Source organism: Amycolatopsis sp. NPDC114478 (assembly GCF_055633805.1).
The window spans coordinates 49,571-67,119 of sequence record NZ_JBVKDO010000017.1 but is presented as its reverse complement, the minus strand read 5'-3'; the positions used below and the strand labels follow the sequence as shown (position 1 = coordinate 67,119).

Below are 17,549 nucleotides of genomic sequence, written 5' to 3'. Positions count from 1 at the left end.
CTCACACCGGACCACAGGTCATGCGGGCTAGCGTTTTGTGAGCCAGCCGACCGGGCCTCCACCGGCAGAAACCGGGCCGAAAGTGCGCCGAAACAGGCTATCTCGCCCCAGACCGCCGGGATACAGCGTGACACCAGAGCGGTATCACCGTGGCGGGTCAGAGCCGCGAGGCCGTCCGGACCAGCCCGGCCAGGGCGCGTGAGCGGCTGTGCGCGGGCCACACGATGTGCGTGGTGACCGGTGGTGCGTCGCTGAGAGGGACGGCGGCATGCTCTTCCCACAGCCACGTGCGGGCGGACTCGGGGAAGACCGTCATGGTGCGGCCGAGGGCGATCAGCTGGGCCAGCTGCGTCTGGTCGTGGACCTCGGGCCCCGGGCCGGGCGGGTAGGTGTCGTGGCGTGGCCAGCGGGCGAGCGGCAGGTCGGGAACGTCGGAGATCTCGGCCAGGGACAACGTCTTGCGCGCGGCCAGTGGGTGCCTCGCAGGCAGGATCGCCACCTGTGTCTCCGTCTTCAGTTCGACGCTGTCGAACCCGGCCAGGGAGTTGAACGGCGTGTGCATCAGCGCCACGTCGGCGCGGCCGTCGCGCAGCATCCCTTCCTGCTCGCACATGCCGCTCGGCAGGACCTCGATCCCGGCGGCGCCGGGCTCGGCCGCGTAGGCGTCGAGCAGCTTGTTCAGCAGCTCGTGGAACGCGCCGGCCTTCACCGCCAGCACCAGCCGATCGTGGGAGCCACCCGGTCCGCCGCCCCGGCGGGTGCGGCGGACGGCGGCGGTGGTCGCGTCGAGAGCCGCGCGGCCTTCCCGCAGCAGGATTTCCCCGGCTCCGGTCAGGGACACGCCGCGGCGGTTGCGCTCCAGCAGGGTGACGCCGAGTCGGCGCTCGAGCTGCTGGATGGCCCGGGACAACGGCGGCTGGGCCATGCCGAGCCGCTCGGCGGCCCTGCCGAAATGCAGTTCTTCGGCGACGGCGATGAAGTACCGCAGCTCCCGGGTTTCCAAGGTGTCCACACCACAGCCTACCTTGTTGTGATACCTCCCCGGTATCACAGTCCACCGGATCGGTGTTGGCCGCCGCCCCCGGCCGCGCACGAAGATCGACGGCATGAGCACGAACACCGTTTTCCTGCCCGGCGGCACGTGGTCGCTGGGCGAGCTGACCGTCACCCGGTTCGGCTACGGCGCCATGCAGCTGGCCGGCCCCGGGGTCATGGGGCCGCCCGCCGACCGCGACGGCGCGCTCGCCGTCCTGCGCAAGGCCGTCGACCTCGGCATCACCCACATCGACACCGCGGACGCCTACGGCCCGCGCGTCACCAACGAACTGATCCGCGAGGCACTGCACCCCTACCCCGCATCGCTGCACATCGTGACCAAGGTCGGCGCGCACCGCGACGAGCACGGAGGCTGGCCCCCGGCCCGGCGGCCCGCGGACCTGCGCCGGGCGGTCCACGACAACCTGGAAACCCTCCGCCTCGAACGGCTCGACCTGGTCAACCTCCGCCTCGGCGACGCTACGGGACCGCAGCCCGGCTCCCTCGCCGAGGCGTTCGGCACCCTGGTCGAGCTCCAGCAGCAGGGCCTGATCCGGCACCTCGGCGTCTCCAACGCCACCACCGAACAGGTCGCCGAAGCCCAGGCGATCGCGCCGATCGTGTGCGTGCAGAACATGTACAACCTCGCCCACCGGCACGACGACCGGCTGATCGACGAACTCGCCGGCCAGGGCATCGCCTACGTACCCTTCTTCCCCCTCGGCGGGTTCAGCCCGCTGCAGTCTTCGGCGCTGTCGGCCGTAGCCACCCGGCTGGGCACGACACCGATGTCGGTCGCACTGGCCTGGCTGCTGCGGCGATCGCCGAACATCCTGCTCATCCCCGGCACCTCGTCGGTGGCGCACCTGACCCAGAACATCGCGGGCGCCGGAGTCCGCCTCTCGGAGGACGACGTGGCCGAGCTGGGCAAGATCGGCGCAACGCAAGGGACTGCCGGGTGATCCGGCGCGCACAGCTCTGAGTACTGCGTTCGACAGACCGGGAAAACGCGCTACCGGCCGAACTCAGCCGTGCAAGGCGCTGCCGGCCTGCCATGCGGCCCAGCTGATCGCCCAGTCGCCGTGACCGTTGTCGATGGACAGCTGCGGGCCGCCCGAATTGGTGATCTCGACGACGTCCCCGACGTTGAAGTTGTCGAAGAACCACTTGGCGTTCTCGGTGTTCATGTTGAGGCAGCCGTTGGAGACGTTGTCGCTGCCCTGCACGCCGACCGTCTTCAGGTTCTCGTGCAGGAACTCGCCGTCGTTGGAGATCCGGACGTCCCAGTTCTCCGGTGCCTTGTAGTAGCCGGGGTCGCCCTCGCACACGCCGTAGGTGCAGGAGTCCATGATCGTGTGGTCGACCTTCGCCAGCACCGTGTGCGTGCCGTTGAAGGTCGGCGTCGGGCCCCGCGGCGGGGTGTCGACGGTCTTGCCCATGCTGATCGGCGCGGTCTTCACCAGCTGCCCGTTGTGGAACGCCTTGATCTGGTGCGTATTGCCGTCCGCCTTGGCGACCCAGGAGTCATGCACTTTGTAGGTGGCCGTGACGTCCTGGCCGCCGTACACCCCGCCGCCGATCGGCGTACCGAAGGTCGTGGTCTCGAGCTTCACCGTCGAGCCGGCCTTCCAGTAGTCCTGGGGCCGGAAGTGCACCTCGCGCTTGCTCACCCAGTACCAGCCGCCCTCCTGGGCGGGTGAGGAGGTCACCTTGAACGACTTCTCGGCTGCAGCCTTGTCGGTGATGTCGTGGTCGAACTTCAGGCCGATGATCAGGCCGACGCCGACATCACCCGACGCCGGTTGGAAGAGCGCCGGCGTGGCGACCCCGGCCGGCTTGAGCGTGTGCACTTCCCCGCGCTGCTCGGTCGCCGCACCCGCCTGGTTCACCGCGGTGGCGACCACCTGGTAGGTGGCCGCGTACCGGAGGTGGTCCGTGCTGGTCCAGGTCGTCTTGTCCGGTGAGAGACCACCCTGGACGGCGTTGCCGGTCTGCGGGTTCGTGACCGTGACCGCCTGCAGTGTGCCGCCCGAGGCTTTGACGACGATCGGGTCCTTCGGGTTCAGCTGGTCCGCGGGAGCGAACGCCACCGTCGCGGCCGGTGCTCCGGGCGATGTCGTCGTCGCGGTTGCTCCGGCAGCTCCGGCCGGATACGAAGTTCCGATGGTCTGCCCGCTGCACGCAGCCAGGACCAGGACACCCAAGCCGAGCCCGGCGATACGGATCACTCTCACGATCACCAGGACGTCTCACCGCCCCGGGCGTTGCATGACCATCCGAACTTCGATGCACCGCTCGCCGACGCACGCCTCCTCGGTCTCGTCCACGCTCGTGCCGGCGGGGTCATCGGTCGCCTCGGCCGTAGGTGAGGCGACGTAGCAGTTTCTCGGCCGGTCCTCGGTAGGCGTGCCGTTGCATTGCATACGCGGCGAGGACCGTGATCAGCCAGACGGCCACCGCGGCGATCGCCGCCGTGAACGTGGGGCTTGCGCTTCCAGTACCGAGCGAGAGCAGGAACGGCGAGGCCAGGACCGTCCAAGCGAGGGTCTGGAACAGGTACCCGCTCAGCGAGCGCTGCCCGAGGGCGGCGAGGGCTCCGACGACGGCGTTGGTGCGGGAGGATCTCGTGAGGGCGAGCGCGAGCAGGCCGAACAGGCAGAGGTAGCCGATTCCGCCGAAGAAACCCGACGCTTCGTAGAGCAGCTTGACGGCCGGGCCGGTCTCGGCGTCGACCTCGAGGAACCCGCCGGCGAGCAGACCCATCGGCAGGCCACCGGCGACGGCGACGCCGAGCCCTGTCGCCGCGCCCCATCGCAGCAGCCGCCGGTGGTTCCGCGGTTCTTCGAGCACACGCCGCCGCGCCGCCCACGCGCCCACCCACACGAACAGGATGAACGGCAGCATCGTGAGCACGGTCATCGGCCACTCGGTCAGCCTGGCCGCCACCGCGGCGGTGAAACTGCCTGCCGCCATGGACGCGGAGTCGCCGGTCGGGATGACCGAAGGGCCGGCTGGGCCGGACACGAGCCCGGCCACCACCACGACGGCGAGGGCCACGACGGCCAGCGCCGCGAAGCCCAGATATCCGAGCGGAACACGGTACAGGCGCTCGCCACGCTGCAGCAGAACCAGGGTGAACACGATCCCGACCAGGCCGTAGGCGCCGAGAATGTCTCCCGCGAAAAGCAGGATGCCGTGGACCGACCCGAATGCGAAAAGCCATCCGTTGCGCCGCACCAGCACCCGGCGCACCGCGGCCGGTGAGGCACCCGCTGTCTGCTGCCGCCGGGCGAGTTGGACCAGGCCGTAGCCGAACATGATCGCGAACAGCGGGATCCCGCGGGCGTGGACGAACAAGAACAGGAACACGTTGTAGCCGCGTTCAAACCCGTGCGGGGTCTTGTCGATCCCCGGCGCGGTGGCGAAGAAAACGTTCGCGCTGTTGGCCAGCGCGATGATCAGCAGCATGGCCCCGCGGGCCAGGTCGGGTGCGAGCGCTCGTTCACCCGCTCGTACGGGCCCTCGTGCTGGATGCGGTCCGATTTCCGTGGTCATGCCCGGCCCCCTGTTGTCCTCTGTCCGAAGAGTTAGTGTCCTATAGATACTATCCATGGGACACTAAGTCCACCGGGGCGGACCCTCGAGACACCACGACCAGGAGGAAACTGCATGTCATGACCGAGGAGAAAGTGCCTGCCGAACTCGCCAGGCTGTGGCGGCTGCCGAGTGGGTCACGGCTGGGCCGGCCGGCCGGGCTCGACGTCGACCAGGTGGTGCACGCCGCGGTCCAGCTCGCCGACCGCGACGGCCTGGACGGCGTGACTCTCTCCAAGGTCGCGCAAGAACTCGACGTGACGAAGATGTCGCTCTACCGCCACGTCGGCTCGAAGAGCGAACTGTTCGTGCTGATGGGCGACCTCGCCGCCGGGCCCGCTCCCGGAATCGAGCCCGGCACCGGCTGGCGCGACGGCCTGCGAGCGTGGGCTTACGCCCACCGGGAGATCTTCCTGCGGCGCCCATGGATGGTGCACCTGCCGGTGTCCGGACCTCCCGGCGGCCCGAACGCGATCGCCTGGATGGACGCGCTACTGCGCGTGCTACGCGACAGCGGACTCGACTGGACCACCAAAGTGAGCCTGCTCAACCTGCTCGGCGGGTACGTGCGCCAGGCCACCTTGCTGACCCAGCAACTCACGGACGGCCGACGCGACGCCGGCATCGACCAAGCGCAGATCGAACGGAACTACGGCCGGACCTTGGCGAGCCTCGTCGATCCCACCCGCTTCCCCGACGCGGCGAAACTCTTCGCCTCACCCACCTTCGACACGCGCGAGGACGGGACCGAGCCGTCGGACCACGAATTCGCCTTCGGCCTGGAACTCATCCTCGACGGCGTTGCCGCGATCATCGCGCGCCCGGCCGAGTAGCCCCATCGCAGCACCGACGCCGCCGGGGTGCGAGCGGTGGCGAAGCGGAATCCGGCCTCGACTGGGCGGCGCTGCAACCCGCGGATTCATGCAGAACTTCCGCACCGGCGCGGGTTCCTTCACCGTCGACGGCAACCCCATCGGCGCTTACGGCACCGGACGCGTGTCCTACGTGGACACCCGAGACACCGCCGCCTGCGCTGCCGAGCTGCTGACCGCACCGGGACGACCCGCCTCACGGGCCGGCGACCACGCACGTTCGACGAGTTCCTCGCCACCGAACCGCCCCGTTGACCAGCGGGCGCGGCCGCGGACGTGCAGCTCACCCGCGTTCTCCCCGGGGCTCGTGGCGATGCCGAAGAACTCGCTGCCCACGCGGGCCGAGCTGAACCCGATCCGCACGCCGGCAGCCTCCACGTCGACCTGGTGGGGCTCGCCACGCGAAGGGAAGCGGAACTTTTCGGGCATTCCGAGCCTCCGGAAGCCGGCGACCTAGCCCAGGAACTTGTCGACGACCGCGTCGAAGGCCACCGGGTTCTCGAGGAACACGAAGTGCGAACTGGCCTCGATGGTCGGGAAGATGTGCAGTTGCGCGTCCGGGACGCGTTCGGCGATGTAGCTCTGCGAGGCCGGGCTGACGTGGCTGCCGTCGCAGCCGAGCACGAGGGTGGGGATGTCGATGCGCGGGAGCACGTCGCGCCAGTCTTGGGCGCAGTGGTCGAACAGGAGGGGCACGCCGGCGTGGGCCGGGGTGGACTTGATCTCGTTGACGACGAAGTCCCACACGGCGGGGTCGGTGTCGCCGGAGAACATCGACTTCTCGAATGCTTCCACGGCGGCGAACCCGTCCGGGCCGTTCATCGCGGCACCGAGATCGAGCAGGCCGGCGACGTCGAAGATGGCGCCGGAGTCGGTCTGCTCGGCTTCGGACATCCACGGCACGGCGGCGACCGCGGCGGGCTGGTCGACGACGACGAGCCTGCGCAAGCGGCCGGTGCCGTGGTTGTCGAGGTAGCTCCACAGGACCGAGGCGCCCATCGACCAGCCGAGACCGTCGACCTGGTCGAGGCCGAGGTGGTCGAGCAGCTGCTCGAAGTCCTGCGCCAGGCGCGCGATGCGGTAGCCGTGGTGCGGCTTTTCGGACACCCCGTGCCCGCGCTGGTCGTAGGTGATGACACGGCGGTGCTCACCGAGGCCGGTGAGCTGGTTGCGGAACATCGCCTGCGTCTGGCCCCAGCCGTGCACCAGCACCAGTGGCGTGCCGTGGCCACCGGTGTCCTCGTAGGTGAGGGTCACCCCGTCGTTGGTGGTGAAGGTGGGCATGAGAGCACTCCTCGTTGGTCGCGGCTGAGCCGTCACACGCCGTCGTTGCCGAACAGTTTCAGCCGGGTGTTGCCCAGGTCACTACCTTCACCTGACGGAAGTTGGCCGCGTCCGTTGCTCCGATTGTCGAACGCGCGTGGTCCGGGCTACTCCGATTGCGCCGTGATGACGTCGAGCATGGCGAACCCGACGTGCGCGGCGAGCCGGACCTGGCCGTTCGTGATGTCGATCCCGGTCAGTTCACGGATGCGGCCGAGGCGGTAGTAGAGCGACGTGCGGTGGATGTGCAGCTCCTGCGCCGCGGCCGGGCCGTTTCCGGCCGCGTCGAGGTACGCGCGCAGGGTCGCGGTGAGCTGTCCGTCCGGGTCGACCGCGCGCAGCTGCCGCAGCTCGTGCGGCAGGGCCGCTTCGGTCAGCTCTCGCGGCGGGATCGACAGCACCGGCCCGTAGACGCCGAGCGAATCCCACGACGCGACCGGACCGCGCAGTCCCAGTGCGGCCGCGCGCCGGGCGAGCCGGGCCTGGGCGAGCGACTCTGCGGCGTGGTCGAGCCCGTCACCGATGCTGCCGATCCCGGCGACGCACCGGAAGCGGCCCACCGCCAGCTCGTGGGCGCGGTCGAGGATCTCCTGGGCGCGACGCTCGACCGGATCGGGCATCGCCGGCCGGGTGCCGATCAGGACGACCGCGGACTCGCCCGTGACTGCGTGAAGCACGTCCGTTCTATCGGCTCTGGGTCTGCCGGACAGGGCGTTGCGGAGCGCGATCTCGATGTGCGGCCGGGTGGTGGATGCCCTACCGGCGATCGCGATCTCGACCGCGGTGACGGTCGGGAACCGGTCGGCGCGGCCACCGGCCCGCAAGGCGGCGACGGCGTTGCGCCGCGTGGCCGGGTCGGCGCTCACGAGGTCGAGAACGGCCTGGTCGTCGTCCTCGCCGCGGCCGGTCCGCCGGAGGTCGTTGTGCAGCGCGAAAGCAAGCTCGGTGGCGACCTCGTTGACGCGTCCGAGTTCGGCGGTCGTGATGCTGCCGTCGGCGTCCATCACCATCAGCAGCGCGAGCAGCTCGCCCTCGAACCGCACCGGGACGCAGACCCGCGGGTGCATGCCGAGCTCGTCGTTGGGCGGGATGAGCCCGGCGCGGGTCCACGTCGAGACGCCCTGGGCCAGGACGTGCCCGCGGGCTCGGGGTTCGGCGCCGTGGTTGAGCAGTGCTTTCACCCGGACGGGGTCTTCGTCGCCGTAGTGCGCGCTGGCGTACAGCATCTGCATCGCCGGGTCGTTGATGACCACCGACCGGGTGAGCTCTTCCGCCAGCTGGTCGATGACCGTGGACACCACACCGGAGGTCATGCCGGGGATTCTACAAACGGAGCAATGCACTCCCCGGATCTCTCGTCTACGGACGGTAGGCGCAGTCACCTCGGAGCGGCACAGTGGTGAGACACCCGGGACGGCGCCACGCCCGACGTCGCGGTCACGGCCGAACTTTTCTCGTCACGGAGGTCAGCCGGTGAACGAACGAGAGCTGGCCGGGCGGATCGTCGTCGTGTTCGGCGCGGGATCCTCCGGAACCGGCATCAGCAACGGCGAAGCAGCCGCACTCGCCTACGCCGAAGCCGGCGCCACGGTCGCTGCCGTCGACCGCGACCCGACCGAAGCCGATCGGGTCGCGAAGGAAATCATCACCGCCGGAGGAACAGCCCTGCCGGTGACCGCCGACGTCACGGCCGAGGCCGACGTCCGCAACGCCATCGCCCAGGTAGTCGCCGCTCTCGGCGTTCCGCACGTGCTGCACAACAACGTCGGCGCCTCGATCGTCGGAGAAATCACCGAGCTCGACCTCGACGCCTGGAACCGCGGCGTGGCCCTCAACCTCACCAGCGCCTACCTGACGTGCCGGCACACGATCCCCTTGATGAAGCAGGCCGGCCGAGGAGCGATCGTCAACGTGTCCTCCCTGTCGGCGATCCGCGACACCGGCTACGTCTACCCCGTCTACAGCGCCGCGAAAGCCGGCCTCAACCAGCTCACCGTGTCCCTCGCCCTCACCTACGCCCGCAACGGCATCCGAGCCAACGCCGTCCTGCCCGGCGTCATCGAAACACCCATGGTCTCCCGGCAGCTCACCTCGGACCCCGCCGAACTCGCCGCGCGCCATGAGCTGAGCCCCACCGGCCGCATGGGAACCCCGCGAGACGTCGCCAACGCCGCCGTGTTCCTCGCCTCCGACCGCGCCGCCTACATCAACGGCGTCTGCCTGCCGGTCGACGGCGGACTGTCGAGCCGCTGCAGCTGACCCGCTTGTCACCATGCTGCTCGCGCGGCGGCAGGTGACGCGCTGGTCGGCAACGACCCGGTCGATAGCAGAAGGTCGTTGAGATCTTCCTGAGAGTGCGGCGACCCGGGGGCGTGAACTCTCGGCGGCCGGTTCACGTGACCCCGGGTAGACGATCAACCCCAGGAGGTCACGCATGACCGAAACGATCGAGGTCCGGCGCGCGGCCGTCGTCCGCAGCGACGGCGAGTACCGGCTCGTGACGAACGAGGCGGTCCCGGCCGGCACGCTGCTGTTCACCCTGGAGGGGGAGCTGACGGCGACGCCGACCCGCTACACCGTCCAGCTGGACGCCGACCGCCACATCGACATGCCCGCGGGGTCGCCGCTCGAGGAGGTGCTGGACCGCTACTACTGGCGGTTCATGAACCACGCCTGCGAGCCGACGGCGGTGATCCGCGACCGATCGGTGCTCAGCCTGCGCCCGATCCCCGCGTGGTCGCAGATCACCTTCCACTACGCCAGCACCGAGTACGACATGGCCGAGCCCTTCGCGTGCGAGTGCGGCAGCGGCCGCTGCGACGGTGTCGTCCAGGGCTTCCGGCACCTGGCCCGCGAGCGGCGCGAGGAGCTGCGCCCGCTGCTTTCGCCGTACCTGCTGGCCGTGCTCGACGGCCGGATCGCCGAACCCGTCGGAGTGTGACGGTGAGCGAGGCGCTCCAGCCGGCCGTGACACCCGGGGCTCCGCCCCGGCCCGGGGCTCCGCCCCGGGCCGGGGGCTCCGCCACCCGGACTCCCCGAGAAGCTGCCGAACCCGCCCTCCTGCACCAGTTCTTCGAGCAGTCGGCCCGGCGGTGGCCGGACGCGGTCGCCGTCGACCTCCCGCCGTCCGGTGGCCGGCCCCGGCGCACCGTCACCTACGGCGACCTGCACCGGCGGTCCTCGGCTGTGGCGCGCGCGGTGCACCAGGCCGTGCGGCGGCCGGGGATCGTCGCGATCCTGTTGTCCCGCGCGACCGAGGACCTCTACCTGGCGCAGCTCGGCGTCCTGCGGTCCGGTTCGGCCTACGTCTGCCTCGATCCCTCGTTCCCCGACGAGCAGCTGGCCCACATCCTCGGTGACGCCGCGCCGGCGTTGCTCGTCACCGACCGGGCCGGGCACGAACGGGCCGCGCGAGCCGGCTACACCGGCGCGGTGCAGCGCGTCGACGGACCGGCGGAGCCCCCGGCCCAGGCGGTCATCGCACCCGCGGCGCCGCCGGGACTGGCCTACGTCATCTACACCTCGGGCACCACCGGCAAGCCGAAGGGCGTGCTCGTCGGTCACCGCGGGGTGGTCAACCTGATCCGCTCGGACGTCGCGGAGTTCCGGCTCGGCCCCGGCGACCGCGTCGCGCAGGGCTCCTCCCCGGCCTACGACTCCTCGGTCGAGGAAGCGTGGATGGCGTGGGCGTGCGGCGCCACCGTCGTGGTGATGGACGACGAGACCGCGCGCCTGGGTCCCGACCTGGTGCCCTGGCTGCGGCGCGAGCGCGTCACCGTGCTGTGCCCGCCGCCGACCCTGCTGCGCGCGACCGCGTGCGAGGACCCGCGGCGGGAGCTGCCCGACCTGCGCCTGCTCTACGTCGGCGGGGAGGCGCTGCCCGCCGACGTCGCGGAGCGCTGGGCGCCGGGCCGCCGGATGGTCAACGGCTACGGGCCGACCGAGTGCACGGTGACCTGCCTGCGCGCCGACGTCGAGCCGGGAAAGCCCGTCGCCATCGGCAAGCCGGTGCCCGGCATGCGGGCCTGGGTGCTCGACGAACGGCTGCAGCCCGTCAAGCCCGGGGAGAAGGGCGAGCTCTGCATGAGCGGCCCGGGCCTGGCGCTGGGCTACCACGGCAAGCCGGAGCTGACGGCGGAGAAGTTCCCCCGGCACCCGCGGCTCGGGCGGCTCTACCGCACCGGCGACCTCGTGCACGCCGAACCGGACGGCACGCTGTTCTACCACGGCCGCATCGACTCCCAGGTCAAGCTGCGCGGCTACCGGATCGAGCTGGAGGCGATCGAGGCGTCGCTGGCGCGGTTCCCGGGCGTGCGGGAGGCGGCGTGCCGGGTCCAGGGCGAAGGCGCGGGCCAGGTCATCGCCGCGCACCTGGTGCCGGACGGCGCCATGCCGGATCCGGCCGCGCTCAAGGACCACCTGCGCGCCGCCCTGCCCGCCTACATGATCCCGGCGGTCTTCGGGGCGGCGGACACGCTGCCGCGCAGCGCCGGCGGCAAGCTGCGCCGCGACGACCTGCCGGTCCTGGCCACCGGGCGGCGCCACGCCGTCAAGACCGCCGGCACCGCGACCGAGGAGTTCATCGCCGACGCCCTGCGCGACGTGTTCGGGACCGCGGACATCGGCGCCGACGACGACTTCTTCGACGACCTCGGCGGCAGCTCGCTGCAGGCGGCGATGCTCATCTCGAAGTTGCGCGCCAACCCGCTCACCGAGGCCATCGCCGTCCGGGACGTCTACAGCGCCCGCACCGTGTCCGGGCTCGCGAAGCTCGCGGCCCCCGCGGTCCACGACGAGCTGGACGCAGTCGCGGCACCGTCGCGCGGCGCGATCGCCGTCACCGCGGCGCAGGCGGCCTGGTTGCTGGCCGAGCTGGCGATCGCCGCGCCGATCGGGTACTTGGCCGTGTTCGTCGCACTCCCCTGGCTGGCCGAGCGGATCGGGCTGGTCCCGCTGATCGTCCTGCTCCCGATCGCGGCGCTGGTGGCCGGGTTCGGCTGGACGCCGGTGGCCGTGTTCCTCGCCGTCCGCGCGAAACGGGTGCTCATCGGCAAGTTCGAACCGACCCGGGTGCCGGTGTGGAGCGGGTTCCACCTGCGGCTGTGGATCGTGCGGCACCTGCTGCGGTTCGTGCCGTGGGGAACCATCGCCGGCACCGAGTTCCAGAACATCGCCCTGCGTTCGCTCGGCGCCCGGATCGGCAAGCGCGTGCACATCCACCGCGGCGTCGACGTCGTGCAGGGCGGCTGGGACCTGCTCGACCTCGGCGACGACGCCACCATCGCCCAGGACGCCTCGCTCGGCCTGGTCCAGCTGTCCGAGGGGCACCTGACGATCGGGCGGGTCACCGTCGCGGGCGGGGCCACCGTCGACGTCCGCGCGGGCATGTCCCCGAACACCCGGCTCGGCCGCGGATCCTGGCTGGCCGCGTTGTCCTCGCTGCCGTCGGGGACCGCGGTGCCCGACGGGCGCCGCTGGGACGGCGTCCCGGCGCACGACGCGGGCCCGGCACCCCGCGCCCCGGTCCCGGTCTTCTCGGGCAGCATGCTCTCGCCGTTCGCGCACGGCCTCGCGACCATCGCGGCGCGGACGGCCTTCGCCTGGCTGTTCGCCCTCCCGTTCTCGGCGGTCATGATCGCGCTGGTGCTGACCTTCGGCGTCACGTACCCGTCGCTGCTCGACGCGCTCACCCAGCCGTGGGCGCACCTGGAGTTCCTGCTCGTCCTCGCGGTGGCGACCTGCCTGTCGCTGCTGGTGTCGGTGTGGTGCGAGGCGCTCAGCGCACGGCTGCTCGGCCGTGTCGGCGACGGCGTCATCAGCCGCTGGAGCCTCGCCTACATCCGGATCGGGCTGAAGACGAATCTGGTCACCACGGCCGGGAACTGGCTGTCCGGTGGGCTGTTCTGGCCGGTGTGGCTGCGCTGGGCGGGGATGAAGGTGGGGCGCGGCTGCGAGATCAGCACGATCATCGACGTCGTCCCGGAGCTGGTCGAAATCGGCCCGGACACGTTCTTCGCCGACGGCATCTACCTCGGCGGCCCCCGGATCCAGCAGGGCACGGTCGCCCTGGCACCGGTCCGCCTCGGCCACGACACCTTCCTCGGCAACCACGCCGTCATCCCGGCCGGCCAACGCCTTCCCCCGGACATCCTGATCGGCGTCTGCACGGTCGCCGACGACCGCGTCATGCGGCCCGGCACGTCGTGGTTCGGCCACCCGCCGATGTTGCTGCCGCGCCGGGAAATCGTGGAAACCGACCGCGCCCTCACCCACGACCCGTCGTTCGCGCGGGTCGTCACGCGGGTGTTCTGGGAGTGGCTGCGGTTCGCGCTGCCGGTCGTCCCCCTGGCCGTCATGACGGCGTGGTTCGCCGGAATCGCTTACGTCGCAATGACTCTGCCGCTTCCTGCCGTTCTCTTCCCGGGCGCCGCCGTCGTCACGCTGGCGAGCGCGATCCTGCCGTGCCTGATCGTGCTCGCGTTGAAGTGGGGCCTGCTCGGCCGGGTCAAGCCGGGCGTGCACCCGTTGTGGTCCTGCTGGTGCAGCCGGTGGGACTTTCTTTACGTCGCTTGGGGTGTCATCGCTTCCGGCGTGCTGTCGGCCTTCGAAGGGACGTTGATGCTGCCGCTGTACCTGCGCCGCATGGGCATGACCATCGGCAAGCGCGTCGTGCTCGGCGAGGGTTTCGCCCAGGTCGTCGACCCCGACATGCTGCACTTCGGCGACGGGGCGACGGTGAGCGCGATGTTCCAGGCCCACACGTTCGAGGACCGCGTCCTGAAGATCGACCACGTCCACGTGGGCGCCCATTCGACCCTCGCCCACGGCACGGTCCCGTTGTACGGCGCCGAAATCGGCGAGCACACCTACGTCGCACCGCACAGCGTGATCATGAAGCAGGAGCACCTGCTGCCACGGCTGCGGTACGCGGGGGTGCCGACGAAGGAGCAGAAGGCCCCGTCGCCGAGGGCGAACCCCGACCCGCCGACGCAGCCGCTTCGCCAGGCCAGGCGAGTGAAGGCGGACCCGGTACCGCCGACCCAGGCGTTCTGGCAGTTCGACCGGACTTTCGCCGTCCCGGGCGAGCAACCGGCCAGGCAGCCGCGGGCGGCGGGCCGCCACCGGGCGGGGCACTCGCCGCACGGACGTGCCGACGTCCCGATCACCTGACCCCGGTCCGCGGCTGTACCGCGCAAAAGCACGACGTGAAAGCTGTCCACTCGGGAATGATCGGGGAAGGCGCGCTTCTGCCGCTGAGAAGGTGATCGGCAGCGCTCGCGTGCCCCGAGCGGATCACCGCAGGGAGACCACCCGGCCGGCGGCGACGAGGAGCCTGCGGAGCTCGCGCCGGTCCTGTTCGTCGAGCTTGGCCAGGACCCGATCCTCGGGGTCGAGGCGCGCGAGCAGGGTCACGCCCTCGCGCGTCAACGTGGCGGGCAACGACCGCCCGGATGACACCGTGGCGGGTCGCGTCACCAGGCCGCGCCCCTGCGGCAGATCCGTCTCCGATCTGGTCGACTCCGACCACCGTGGGGACGCCGCCATCGCCTGGCACTACGAACACCTCGCCGACCACACCATCACCTGGGCCCCCACCCTGGTCCCCGACCTGCTTCGCCTCCCCCAGCACGACCTCGACCTGCTCAACCACCCACTGGCCGAACCCGACCACGCCGACGCAACCGCATGCGCAATGCCCCAGCGCCGCGCCGACCTCGCCGAACCCTGCCGGCGCTACACCTTCCTCGTCGGCGAGACCGCGCTGCAGTCCTGCCCCGACCACCTCCGCGGAGACCAACTCGATCACCTCACCACCCACGCCGCACAGCCGAACATCACCGTCCTGCTGCTGTCCAATGAGCTGCGCCCGCCCGGCCTCATCTCCCCTTTCACCCTTTTCATCAGGCACAGGGCAACCATCGCAGTCGTCTCCCACCAACTCCACGCCACCAGCTACCTCACCCGATCCGACGCGCTACGCCGTTACCTTGCAACGGCAACGTGGTTGCGCAAGAACGGCACCACTGGGCGCACCGAACCCTGCCACCGCAACACCGCGCAACGAGCTACCCAGACGCCCGCCAGCCGATCCAGGGAGCCGCAACACCACGGTGACGCCGCCGACGACCACCGGCGCCACGCTCGCCCCACCGACCACCTGCCGCGATACCGCACCACGCCATCACGCCCGCCCGATCACCCTCAACCACCCTCGGACCGCACGTCACGACGCTGCGGACCGCACGCGAGCTGGACCACGCCGAGCTCGCCGCAACAACCGCCTATCCGAGTCCAAGCTGAAGAAGCTGGAACGCGGTGCCTATGTCGCCTTCTCCCTCGCCGAAATCGCTGCCCTGGCGGACACGCTCGCCGTAGCGCGATCCGACCTTCTCCGCCTACCGCGAGCGCGAAGACGGCGAGATCCCCTTCACCCTCGATGACACCATGAAGTTCGCCGACGCCCTCAGCGTCTCACGTCACGCCCTGGCACTCCGGGCGATGTCTGCCGTCCTCACTGGCGAACCCCGCGAAGAATCGCCCTGAATGGAGTAGCCACCGATCGCAGACAGACCGCGTGCTCGAATCTCGGCTCGACCAACAACGGGCCTGGCCCCTAGATGAGTAGGCCGCACGGGGAGAATCCACCGGAGTGGTAACTACGAAGGAGGCCACCGTGCTGTCCGCTGTGTCCATCGAGCTGAACCGGCACGACTGGGGATCGCTCGCCACCGTCGACGGCACAGCCGCCGGCGTGCCGGCGGAGGTGCTGGCGCTGGTCGCTTCGACCACCGAGGCGGAAGCCGAGCGTCACTACGACTACCTCGGCAACAGTGTCGTCGTGCAGGGCAACCTGTACGAGGCGGCGGTACCGCTGATGTCGGTGCTCTGCGCCGCGCTGACCGAGGAGCCGCCGGCTGCGGCCCGCACGGAGACGCTGCGGCTGGTGGCCGAAATCGTCCTTGGTGATACCCACTACTCCGAGGTCAAGGCAGGCCGGCCGGACTTGCCCGAGCGTGCCCAGGAACTCGCGCGGGCCGGCCTGTGGCTGTTCTACCGCGAGCTGTTGCACGGGTCTGCGGCCAACACCGAGTACGCGGCGGACATCCTCGACTACATCGAGACCGAACGGGGACGGTACAAGCTGTTCCTAGCGCAGGCCAAGGCCAGGTAATTCCGACCTGCGGCGCTGGAGCCTCTCCCGTCGGGCCAGGGCACCGCACCCGTCGAGGAATTGTAGAGACCTGGATGAAAGTTCGGACGGCCGTGGATGGGGCGTGCTCGTCGGGTTGTTTGACGCGTTTGCCGTTCTCGAAGCGAGCGCCAGCGCGGACCAGTGCGACGGGTTCGGGTGAGTTCGCGGCGCGCCGGCGGGTTTGTGCTGACTCGAGGAGTTCAAAGCCATAGTCAGCCAGGGCGCTGTTCTTCCTGCTGACCGAGCGCACACCCGAGGCGTACCTGGACTACCACGGAAGGCCGATCGCCCTCGACGCGGTGCGGCACATTCACGCGGGGCAGACGTTGAACGCCGGTGTCGTGACCGCGCTCGACCCCGCCACCACCCTGCCGCCAACGCAGCCCGGTACCGAAGGCCGTCCCCGTCATGCGGACTCAACGGCGAACGGGACCGACGCGCTCGCCCCGCGTCCGATACTCCGACCCGGCACAGTGGCTTAGCGACGTCCGATCAGCCGGCTCAGAAGCCGGAGGTCAGGTAATGGGCGTAGCTCACCGGGGGTGCGACGTCGACCGTCTTGTCCGCGCAGCCGTCGGCGCGACTCAGCTGCCACTGCGTCAGGTAGAACACGACCTGCCCGGTGTCGCGGATCGCGCGGGCGATGCCGTCGGCGGCCGCCCCGTCGTCGTAGTACGCCTCGCCGATGATCCAGCCCTGGTGGTAGCCCTTGCTCGCCAGCTCGTTGTGGGCGTCGACGAACTGCTGGTACTCGTCGCCGTTCCCGTTGTCGTCGCCGTACAGGTGGACGTCGAAGACGTTGGGGACGTCGGCGCCGTAGACGTCCGGGATCTGGCGGGCTCGGTCGGCGATCCAGACCGTCATCGAGAACCCGACGGTGTCGGCCTTCCCGTGCGCGGTCGTGTAGTCGTGCCAGAGGCGCTTGGCGTAGTCGCGCAGGGTGGTCTGCCCGCTCATCGGCATGCCTTCGTTGAGCAGGTCCAGCTGGTAGGGCAGGCCGGCCGCGCGCACCACCGAGCGGACGTCCTCGACGATCGAGCGGTTCTCCTGGTACTGGTCCTCGTTCCACTGGGTCCAGTCGTGCGGGTCCGCCACGCCGATGGGGAAGAACCCGAGCTCGATCTCCTGGTAGCCGGTCGCCTTCACCGCGGCCAGCAGGTCGGCGAGGTTCTTGCGGTTCTGCGCCGAAAGGCGGCCGCCGGTCGAGTTCATCACCGTTCCCGAGTCCGGGCCGTGCTGGTGGAACAGGGGAATCCTCAGGCGGCGCTGCCCCGCCGCGTACATCTGGCGGAGCTGGGCGCCGATCGTCGCGGGCGCCTTGTCGTAGCTGTTGACGACGCCGTAGGGCTCGCGGTCGCACCCGCCCGGATCGTGGTCGATCTGGTAGAAAGCGTAGTTCGAGCCGCCGTGTCCGTCGAGGGCCTGCGCGGGGGCCGCCGTCAGCACCGAGCACAGCAGCACCACAGCAGACAGCACGAGCCCGGAACGCGTCATGAAGCCAGCCTGGCGCCCGCCGCCGCGCGGCGCCAGGC

15 protein-coding genes are annotated in these 17,549 nt (G+C 70.5%); 7 read left to right on the top strand and 8 right to left on the bottom strand.

Annotation, left to right across the window (positions count from 1 at the left end; translation table 11 throughout):
* Positions 1–157: 157 nt before the first annotated feature.
* Positions 158–1,012, bottom strand: coding sequence for a LysR family transcriptional regulator (locus tag ACZ7OH_RS36725; RefSeq protein WP_470285069.1), 855 nt, complete (start codon positions 1,010–1,012; stop codon positions 158–160).
* A 94-nt stretch (positions 1,013–1,106) separates the two neighbouring features.
* Here ACZ7OH_RS36725 and ACZ7OH_RS36720 point away from each other — a divergent pair, with 94 nt between their 5' ends.
* A complete protein-coding gene (locus ACZ7OH_RS36720) occupies positions 1,107–1,997 on the top strand; it encodes an aldo/keto reductase family oxidoreductase (protein ID WP_470285068.1) in 891 nt (296 codons plus the stop codon).
* A 63-nt stretch (positions 1,998–2,060) separates the two neighbouring features.
* Here the strand turns inward: ACZ7OH_RS36720 and ACZ7OH_RS36715 are convergent, their stop codons facing one another.
* Together ACZ7OH_RS36715 and ACZ7OH_RS36710 are read right to left on the bottom strand one after the other, a co-directional pair.
* Entirely contained in the window at positions 2,061–3,263 is a 1,203-nt protein-coding gene (locus ACZ7OH_RS36715; protein ID WP_470285217.1) for a L,D-transpeptidase, read from the bottom strand.
* A gap of 115 nt (positions 3,264–3,378) precedes the next feature.
* Positions 3,379–4,590 (bottom strand): DUF418 domain-containing protein, encoded by a 1,212-nt coding sequence (locus ACZ7OH_RS36710; RefSeq protein ID WP_470285067.1) that lies wholly within the window; start codon positions 4,588–4,590, stop codon positions 3,379–3,381.
* A 119-nt stretch (positions 4,591–4,709) separates the two neighbouring features.
* Here ACZ7OH_RS36710 and ACZ7OH_RS36705 point away from each other — a divergent pair, with 119 nt between their 5' ends.
* The gene (locus tag ACZ7OH_RS36705) at positions 4,710–5,462 is read left to right on the top strand and encodes a TetR/AcrR family transcriptional regulator (RefSeq protein ID WP_470285066.1); all 753 of its coding nucleotides are present in this window, start codon (positions 4,710–4,712) and stop codon (positions 5,460–5,462) included.
* A gap of 168 nt (positions 5,463–5,630) precedes the next feature.
* On the opposite strand, the gene ACZ7OH_RS36700 is transcribed toward ACZ7OH_RS36705, so the two are convergent.
* The 3 genes from ACZ7OH_RS36700 to ACZ7OH_RS36690 all read right to left on the bottom strand — a co-directional run bounded on the left by ACZ7OH_RS36700 (position 5,631) and on the right by ACZ7OH_RS36690 (position 8,137).
* Positions 5,631–5,930 carry a hypothetical protein gene (locus ACZ7OH_RS36700; protein ID WP_470285065.1) on the bottom strand — a complete coding sequence of 100 codons (300 nt, stop codon included), beginning with the start codon at positions 5,928–5,930 and terminating at the stop codon, positions 5,631–5,633.
* 24 nt (positions 5,931–5,954) lie between these two features.
* Positions 5,955–6,785, bottom strand: a complete 831-nt coding sequence (locus ACZ7OH_RS36695) for an alpha/beta fold hydrolase (RefSeq protein ID WP_470285064.1) — start codon at positions 6,783–6,785, stop codon at positions 5,955–5,957.
* Positions 6,786–6,931: 146 nt separating this feature from the next.
* Positions 6,932–8,137, bottom strand: a complete 1,206-nt coding sequence (locus tag ACZ7OH_RS36690; protein ID WP_470285063.1) for a PucR family transcriptional regulator — start codon at positions 8,135–8,137, stop codon at positions 6,932–6,934.
* Between the two features lie 160 nt (positions 8,138–8,297).
* On the opposite strand from ACZ7OH_RS36690, the gene ACZ7OH_RS36685 reads away from it, so the two are divergent.
* From ACZ7OH_RS36685 to ACZ7OH_RS36675, 3 genes are all read left to right on the top strand, one after another.
* Positions 8,298–9,083, top strand: coding sequence for an SDR family NAD(P)-dependent oxidoreductase (locus ACZ7OH_RS36685; RefSeq protein ID WP_470285062.1), 786 nt, complete (start codon positions 8,298–8,300; stop codon positions 9,081–9,083).
* 175 nt (positions 9,084–9,258) lie between these two features.
* Positions 9,259–9,765 (top strand): SET domain-containing protein-lysine N-methyltransferase, encoded by a 507-nt coding sequence (locus tag ACZ7OH_RS36680; RefSeq protein ID WP_470285061.1) that lies wholly within the window; start codon positions 9,259–9,261, stop codon positions 9,763–9,765.
* 2 nt (positions 9,766–9,767) lie between these two features.
* Positions 9,768–13,994 carry a non-ribosomal peptide synthetase gene (locus ACZ7OH_RS36675; RefSeq protein ID WP_470285060.1) on the top strand — a complete coding sequence of 1,409 codons (4,227 nt, stop codon included), beginning with the start codon at positions 9,768–9,770 and terminating at the stop codon, positions 13,992–13,994.
* Between the two features lie 123 nt (positions 13,995–14,117).
* On the opposite strand, the gene ACZ7OH_RS36670 is transcribed toward ACZ7OH_RS36675, so the two are convergent.
* Entirely contained in the window at positions 14,118–14,300 is a 183-nt protein-coding gene (locus tag ACZ7OH_RS36670) for a hypothetical protein (protein WP_470285225.1), read from the bottom strand.
* Between ACZ7OH_RS36670 and ACZ7OH_RS36665 the strand changes: the two genes are divergently transcribed.
* Together ACZ7OH_RS36665 and ACZ7OH_RS36660 are read left to right on the top strand one after the other, a co-directional pair.
* The gene (locus ACZ7OH_RS36665; RefSeq protein ID WP_470285059.1) at positions 14,254–15,273 is read left to right on the top strand and encodes a Scr1 family TA system antitoxin-like transcriptional regulator; all 1,020 of its coding nucleotides are present in this window, start codon (positions 14,254–14,256) and stop codon (positions 15,271–15,273) included. The two genes, ACZ7OH_RS36670 and ACZ7OH_RS36665, sit on opposite strands and share 47 nt — an antisense overlap.
* A gap of 237 nt (positions 15,274–15,510) precedes the next feature.
* Positions 15,511–15,996: a hypothetical protein gene (locus tag ACZ7OH_RS36660; RefSeq protein ID WP_470285058.1), complete on the top strand. Its 486-nt coding sequence runs from the start codon at positions 15,511–15,513 to the stop codon at positions 15,994–15,996.
* Between the two features lie 522 nt (positions 15,997–16,518).
* Here ACZ7OH_RS36660 and ACZ7OH_RS36655 read toward each other — a convergent pair.
* Entirely contained in the window at positions 16,519–17,511 is a 993-nt protein-coding gene (locus tag ACZ7OH_RS36655; RefSeq protein ID WP_470285057.1) for a hypothetical protein, read from the bottom strand.
* Positions 17,512–17,549 lie beyond the last annotated feature (38 nt).

Excerpts from the sequence above, each read along its gene's own strand:
- ACZ7OH_RS36720 (WP_470285068.1), top strand. The coding sequence starts at position 1,107 with ATGAGCACGAACACCGTTTTCCTGCCCGGCGGCACGTGGTCGCTGGGC.
- ACZ7OH_RS36710 (WP_470285067.1), bottom strand. The coding sequence starts at position 4,590 with ATGACCACGGAAATCGGACCGCATCCAGCACGAGGGCCCGTACGAGCG.
- ACZ7OH_RS36705 (WP_470285066.1), top strand. The coding sequence starts at position 4,710 with ATGACCGAGGAGAAAGTGCCTGCCGAACTCGCCAGGCTGTGGCGGCTG.
- ACZ7OH_RS36700 (WP_470285065.1), bottom strand. The coding sequence starts at position 5,930 with ATGCCCGAAAAGTTCCGCTTCCCTTCGCGTGGCGAGCCCCACCAGGTC.
- ACZ7OH_RS36695 (WP_470285064.1), bottom strand. The coding sequence starts at position 6,785 with ATGCCCACCTTCACCACCAACGACGGGGTGACCCTCACCTACGAGGAC.
- ACZ7OH_RS36690 (WP_470285063.1), bottom strand. The coding sequence starts at position 8,137 with ATGACCTCCGGTGTGGTGTCCACGGTCATCGACCAGCTGGCGGAAGAG.
- ACZ7OH_RS36680 (WP_470285061.1), top strand. The coding sequence starts at position 9,259 with ATGACCGAAACGATCGAGGTCCGGCGCGCGGCCGTCGTCCGCAGCGAC.
- ACZ7OH_RS36655 (WP_470285057.1), bottom strand. The coding sequence starts at position 17,511 with ATGACGCGTTCCGGGCTCGTGCTGTCTGCTGTGGTGCTGCTGTGCTCG.